Origin of the sequence: Actinomadura rubrisoli (assembly GCF_004349215.1) — a bacterium.
GTDB lineage: Bacteria > Actinomycetota > Actinomycetes > Streptosporangiales > Streptosporangiaceae > Spirillospora > Spirillospora rubrisoli.
In genome coordinates this window covers 1-3,887 of the sequence record NZ_SMKU01000544.1, presented here as the reverse complement: position 1 = coordinate 3,887, position 3,887 = coordinate 1, and the positions used below count along the sequence as shown (strand labels likewise).

General features: G+C 70.7%; 4 protein-coding genes and 4 tRNA genes. 7 read left to right on the top strand and 1 reads right to left on the bottom strand.

Annotated features, from left to right (window positions below; translation table 11 throughout):
• Positions 1 to 355 precede the first annotated feature (355 nt).
• From E1298_RS44995 to E1298_RS44975, 7 genes are all read left to right on the top strand, one after another.
• Positions 356 to 988 carry a nucleotidyl cyclase domain-containing protein gene (locus E1298_RS44995; RefSeq protein ID WP_131903495.1) on the top strand — a complete coding sequence of 211 codons (633 nt, stop codon included), beginning with the start codon at positions 356 to 358 and terminating at the stop codon, positions 986 to 988.
• A 57-nt stretch (positions 989 to 1,045) separates the two neighbouring features.
• Complete coding sequence (locus tag E1298_RS44990; protein ID WP_131903494.1) at positions 1,046 to 1,822, top strand: putative protein N(5)-glutamine methyltransferase; 777 nt, start codon at positions 1,046 to 1,048, stop codon at positions 1,820 to 1,822.
• A gap of 55 nt (positions 1,823 to 1,877) precedes the next feature.
• Positions 1,878 to 2,021 carry an LPFR motif small protein gene (locus E1298_RS48990; RefSeq protein WP_165975962.1) on the top strand — a complete coding sequence of 48 codons (144 nt, stop codon included), beginning with the start codon at positions 1,878 to 1,880 and terminating at the stop codon, positions 2,019 to 2,021.
• A 329-nt stretch (positions 2,022 to 2,350) separates the two neighbouring features.
• Positions 2,351 to 2,423: transfer RNA gene (locus E1298_RS44985), tRNA-Pro, on the top strand.
• Positions 2,424 to 2,435: 12 nt separating this feature from the next.
• Positions 2,436 to 2,507: transfer RNA gene (locus tag E1298_RS48985), tRNA-Gly, on the top strand.
• Positions 2,508 to 2,596: 89 nt separating this feature from the next.
• A tRNA-Gln gene (locus tag E1298_RS44980) sits at positions 2,597 to 2,668 on the top strand.
• A gap of 71 nt (positions 2,669 to 2,739) precedes the next feature.
• A tRNA-Val gene (locus tag E1298_RS44975) sits at positions 2,740 to 2,815 on the top strand.
• A gap of 20 nt (positions 2,816 to 2,835) precedes the next feature.
• On the opposite strand, the gene E1298_RS44970 is transcribed toward E1298_RS44975, so the two are convergent.
• Positions 2,836 to 3,699 carry a nuclease gene (locus E1298_RS44970; protein WP_131903493.1) on the bottom strand — a complete coding sequence of 288 codons (864 nt, stop codon included), beginning with the start codon at positions 3,697 to 3,699 and terminating at the stop codon, positions 2,836 to 2,838.
• Positions 3,700 to 3,887 lie beyond the last annotated feature (188 nt).

Genomic DNA, 3,887 nt, shown 5'->3' with positions numbered 1-3,887 from the left:
CCAGAGGCTCCTGGCAGGGCGGTTGTTTTGGTCGACTTCGCATCTACCAGGAGCCTCGTCGCGTCACCGGCCGACTCAGTCCACCGCAACCACCTTGTGACCAGCACGATCAAGATGGAAAAGGCTCCTTGCTGGCGCTCCAGGTCAACTGGGACGCGATTTCCTCAACCGTCTGGGACTTCGCGTCGCGCAACCGGCGCAACTCGATTCCCAGACGTCTCTGCCGTACGGTCGGAGCTTGCGGAGCCATGTCGCCCTGCCCTACCCGGTCACCACCCCGCAGTGGCCCTGCACCCCAAGTCCTGCCCCGAGGCAGGAGCACCGGCCTTCCGGCCGAGGGAGTGAAGGAGGCCCGATGAGGAGCCTTCCGGTTCACCGAAGCATCTTCGTCATCGACCTGGAGAAGTCCACGGTCCGCACGAACCCGGTCAAGGCGGAACTGCGCCACCAGGTGTACCGGATGCTGAACCTGGCGCTCGCGTGCAGCGGCGTCGAGCCCGGATTCCTCGATCCCTTCGAGGACCGCGGGGACGGGGTGCTCGCCCTCATCCACCCGGTGGACGACGTCCCGAAGACCCGGCTGCTGAGCAGGCTCGTCCCGGAGTTCGTCCAGATGCTGGACGACTACAACCGGGCCCTGCCGCCCGCGGAGCTGCCCGTCCGCGGGATGCGCGTGCGCGTGGTGCTGCACGCCGGCGAGGTCCACCGCGACGAGAACGGCTACTTCGGCGAGGCGGTGGACGTGGCCTGCCGGCTGCTGGACGCGCCGAGGTTGAAGAAGTGCCTCAGCGAGTCCATCGCGCCGCTCGTCCTGGTGGTGTCCGAGGACATCTACTGGAGCATCGTGAAGCACGGGTACGACGGCATCCGCGCGGACAGCTACCGGCCCGGCCTCCGGGTGCACGTCGCCGGACGGCGCAGGCAGGGGTGGATCCACCTGCCGACCCGCACGCCCGGCGAGGAGGACGCCTGCCCCTCCGTGGCCTGAGCGATGGGGTACCTTGGTGATTTCCTGGGAGCGCCCGAAGGCTGCTGAAAGGCGCTCATGTCATCACCTAGCCCAGAGTCCGTCGTCTCCGCGCTGCGCGCCGCCGGGTGCGTCTTCGCCGAGGACGAGGCGCGGCTGATCATCTCGGCCGCCGGCACGCCGGACGAGCTGTCCGCCATGGTGGCCCGCCGGGCCTCGGGCCTGCCCCTCGAACACGTCATCGGCTGGGCCGAGTTCTGCGGGCTGCGCGTCGCCGTGGACCCCGGGGTCTTCGTGCCCCGCCGCCGCACCGAGTTCCTCGTCCGGCAGGCCGCCGCCCTCGCCCCGGCCGCGGCCGTCGTCGTCGACCTGTGCTGCGGGTCGGGGGCGCTCGGCGCCGCGCTGGCCGCATCCCTCGGCGGGTGCGAGCTGCACGCGGCCGACATCGACCCCGCGGCCGTGGCCTGCGCCCGGCGCAACGTCGGCGCCGCCGGGCACGTGTACGAGGGCGATCTGTACGAACCGCTGCCCGGCACGCTGAAAGGACGGGTCGACGTCCTGCTCGCCAACGTGCCCTACGTCCCGGCCGGGGAGGTCGGGCTGCTTCCGGCGGAGGCGCGGCTGCACGAACCGCGGGCGGCGCTCGACGGCGGCGCGGACGGGCTCGACGTCCTGCGCCGCGTGACCGGTGAGGCGCGGGCGTGGCTGGCGCCCGGCGGCCGCCTGCTGTTCGAGACGAGCGAGCGGCAGGTGCCGGCGGCGGTCGACGCGGTACTCGGCGGCGGGCTGGCCGCCGAGGTCGCGCGCTCGGACGAGCAGTACGCCACGGTGGTCATCGGGACGGCGCGCGGTTAGAACCTCCTGTCCGGGTAAAAGGAAGGTCTCGGACGACCGAAGGAGTGAGAACCCAATGCGCCGCATCAGCGCAGCGCTCAGCGCCATCATCGGCACCATCGTGAATGTGGTCACGCTGCCGTTCCGGGTGCTCGGCAGGCTGTTGACCCCGTCGCGGGGCCGCCCGGCACGCTCGCGCACCCGACGCAGGGCCGTCTGACGAACGGGTCAAAGGAGGAGGGGCCGCGCGCCTCTCCTCCTTTGCCTTGCCCGGGAACCGGCGGGCGGAACGGCGCGTCATAAAGGGCGCCGGAGAAAAACTCGTTGCCCCGGCGAACCCGCTGCTCCACCATATGAGCAACGGAACCGAACGAACACCGGAAGGGAGCCTCGGAGATGGTCGCGAATTTCGCCCGGCAGACGTGGCGGCCTTTCGGGCCGCAACGCGGTCGCGTGGTCCCCGGGAACGCCTCAGGGTGAAGCCGTCAGGCTCAGCCAGAGGCCGCCGGGGGAGACGCCCCGGGCGGCCTTTTTCTTTGGACGACCTCACGGGAAGAGGGGGAGGTGGCGCCCCGCCCGCTTCGGAAGCGGGAGACGCGCGGTTCGAGTCCGTGCTTCCCGACGACACGCTTTTGTCGCACAGGCCGAAATGGTGAGGTGCCTGGCTTCCACCCAGGAGAATCGGGTTCGACTCCCGAGTGCGGCTCTGGACTGGACCGGCGGGAGTAACGACCCCCGGCCGGTCCGCCAGTGCCCAGGCGGAGCGGACGCCACCGCCCGCCGGAGGGCACCCGATGCTGGATCATCCAAAGGGAAGGATGCGTGGCTCTGAATCACGTCATGCAGGTTCGAATCCTGCTCCAGCAGCCGCCGTCGCTCCGCCGAAGGCGCACATTCCCCGGTCGCCGGGGAGGCGCGGGACCATTCGTCCCGCGCGATGACCGGTAGCTCAGTCGGCAGAGCGGCTGTCTTACAAACAGCGGGTCGCAGGTTCGAATCCTGTCCGGTCAACCATCGCCGCCGTCACCGCGCGGTCAGGCCTCGATGAAGATCAGGTCCTCGGGCGGTCGCGTCATGCGGACGGACCGGCCGGTGACCTCCACGATCGTGTCGAGGCCGGTGGCGTGGGCGTCGGAGATGACGAACAGCCGGTCGTCCCGCGCGGCCAGGAACTCCGCGAAGCCGTCGAGGGACGGATCGCCGCCGCCGAGCGCGAAGTAGTCGGCGAGGCGGCGGAACAGCTTGGGCAGCAGCACCAGCCGCTCGCCCAGGTCGGCGACGGCCTCGATGGTGCCGCCGCTGGTGGTGACGTCGTCTGCCCACACGCCGGCCGCCGCCGCGCGGGCCTTGCCGGCGGCCGCGGTCAGCTCCTCGCGCAGGTCGGGGAACAGCTTGCTGTAGAACGTCGGGTAGGCCAGCCCTTCGGCGACGAGCCGGTGGTTGGCGCTCTGCCGCAGCAGCGCCGCGTCGACGAAGACGGGGGACAGGTCCTCCTGGCCGGCGGTCCCGGCGAAGGCGAACGACACCGGGCGGCCGTACTTGTCGGCGAAGCGCGTGAGGATGTGGCCGGGAGTCCGCTCCGGCGACGCCTCGACGACGGTCTCGCCGTCGCGCCGCACGTCCCGGAAACCGAGCAGGTCGAGGAGCCGGGCGCCGGCGGCGTGCGCGAGGTGCAGGGGCTGGTGCAGGGGGCTCCCGCCGTGGGCCGCCGGAGTGTAGTGGGTCTCCAGCGCGTCGATGGCGTCCAGGCGGAGCTGCGCGCCGCCGGCCCGGTTCACCCGCGCCTTCAGGCGCAGCTTGGTGAAGGCGTCGGGATCGTCCGGGACGAACCGGATCGAATCCCCATCGGGTTCGGTGCGCAGGATCCGGTACTGGCCCTTGATCAGGCTCAATGGCATGGCGTCCCCCTCGCCGTCGCCCGCTCCGGCTCGGCCGGACTCGGGCGGCTATGCCGACGGTGCTCGATGCGGCCGTTCATTTTGAGCTAAGCAGGACATACCGACTGTCACCATGTCTGCCACTAAACCGGCCTATGTCCGGCTATGGCCAGGCCGGTTTAGTGGCAGACATGGTGACAGTCGGTATG

Coding starts and splice junctions, on each gene's coding strand:
- E1298_RS44995 (WP_131903495.1), top strand. CDS start 356: ATGAGGAGCCTTCCGGTTCACCGAAGCATCTTCGTCATCGACCTGGAG.
- E1298_RS44990 (WP_131903494.1), top strand. CDS start 1,046: ATGTCATCACCTAGCCCAGAGTCCGTCGTCTCCGCGCTGCGCGCCGCC.
- E1298_RS48990 (WP_165975962.1), top strand. CDS start 1,878: ATGCGCCGCATCAGCGCAGCGCTCAGCGCCATCATCGGCACCATCGTG.
- E1298_RS44970 (WP_131903493.1), bottom strand. CDS start 3,699: ATGCCATTGAGCCTGATCAAGGGCCAGTACCGGATCCTGCGCACCGAA.